This is a genomic window from Vibrio sp. 811 (assembly GCF_033339195.1).
The window spans coordinates 1-1014 of record NZ_JAWOUB010000133.1 but is presented as its reverse complement, the minus strand read 5'-3'; the positions used below and the strand labels follow the sequence as shown (position 1 = coordinate 1014).

Annotated in this window: 3 protein-coding genes; 1 reads left to right on the top strand and 2 read right to left on the bottom strand. The window is 46.6% G+C overall.

The window, feature by feature from the left end; all coding sequences use genetic code 11:
- A partial coding sequence (locus tag R7Q46_RS25350; RefSeq protein WP_318077962.1) for a diguanylate cyclase domain-containing protein occupies positions 1–224 on the top strand: 224 nt, incomplete at its 5' end.
- 19 nt (positions 225–243) lie between these two features.
- Here the strand turns inward: R7Q46_RS25350 and R7Q46_RS25345 are convergent.
- Positions 244–525, bottom strand: a complete 282-nt coding sequence (locus R7Q46_RS25345) for a hypothetical protein (protein WP_005464981.1) — start codon at positions 523–525, stop codon at positions 244–246.
- Positions 526–695: 170 nt separating this feature from the next.
- Positions 696–980 (bottom strand): pyrimidine/purine nucleoside phosphorylase, encoded by a 285-nt coding sequence (locus R7Q46_RS25340; protein ID WP_318058363.1) that lies wholly within the window; start codon positions 978–980, stop codon positions 696–698.
- Positions 981–1014 lie beyond the last annotated feature (34 nt).

Sequence of the window (1014 nt, the reverse complement as noted above, 5' to 3'; positions counted from 1 at the left end):
ATCAAAACTACGATACCTATAATGAGCTGACGATGAGCGTAGGAGCCGCAATCTATAAACAAGACGCCAACGATTTATCAGAGCTTACCCGCTGCGCAGACAAAGCGATGTATGCCGCGAAACACACGGGTAAAAATCAGTACGCGTTTTACGAACATTGTTCTCATGCTGGTGAGCTGCGCAAACAACAAGAATCAATGCTTGAGATGACAGAGGCGTGCTAAGCCTCTGTGAGTTGCCCGATTATGCAAAAAAGTGCATCGCCCACAACCCAAGCGCTAAAAACACGATCAACCAGAAGGCTTGACGCGCCCGGCTTGGTTTTCCTTGTTGTGGTGCAATCACTGGCTTAAAAGCTCGCTCCTTCATTTTTCCGACCAAGCTTTTTTCTATCGCCTGTTTGTAAAACTTGCGTCTTTTGTGCGCCGCGTTCGCTACTTCAGTAAAGCGGTGTCGCTGTTCATTCGTTAAATCGCTCGCTTCGTAGCGAGGAGGGAGATCAGAATGCTTGCGTTGTACTGCCATCACTTCCTCCTTGGTTGATGGGTGTACTTATACTAAGTATATACACAGTTGCGCATAAATAGCGCCAAGATACCGAATTCTAAGCGATATCTCGTGCGCCAGTTCAAGGAAATTACGCAACTAAAAAAGCCACCCGAAGGTGGCTTAAAGCAATTCAGCATTTGTACCGATTATAGGTATTCGCACAAGTAAGCCGTTGCGTCTTTCACTTGCAGCTCAAATGATGAGTTACCTTCAACATCAAACGACTCACCGCTGCTGTAGGTTGTCCAGTCGGCTTCACCTACGCGTTTCACCACGAGAGCACCTTTAACGACTGTCATGCGCTCAGGAGCCTGCGTACCAAATGTGTACTCGCCCGGAAGCATCACACCGACACTAACATCCTGTCCGTGCTGGTTAAAACCTAGTGACTTCACACCGCCTGCAAAATAGCTATTTTCCTTAATATTCATTATTGGTTTCCTTATCAAAAGTCCGCTCTTTTTT

Bases quoted from the DNA above. Each gene is read 5' to 3' on its own strand.
- R7Q46_RS25345 (WP_005464981.1), bottom strand. From the start codon at position 525: ATGGCAGTACAACGCAAGCATTCTGATCTCCCTCCTCGCTACGAAGCG.
- R7Q46_RS25340 (WP_318058363.1), bottom strand. From the start codon at position 980: ATGAATATTAAGGAAAATAGCTATTTTGCAGGCGGTGTGAAGTCACTA.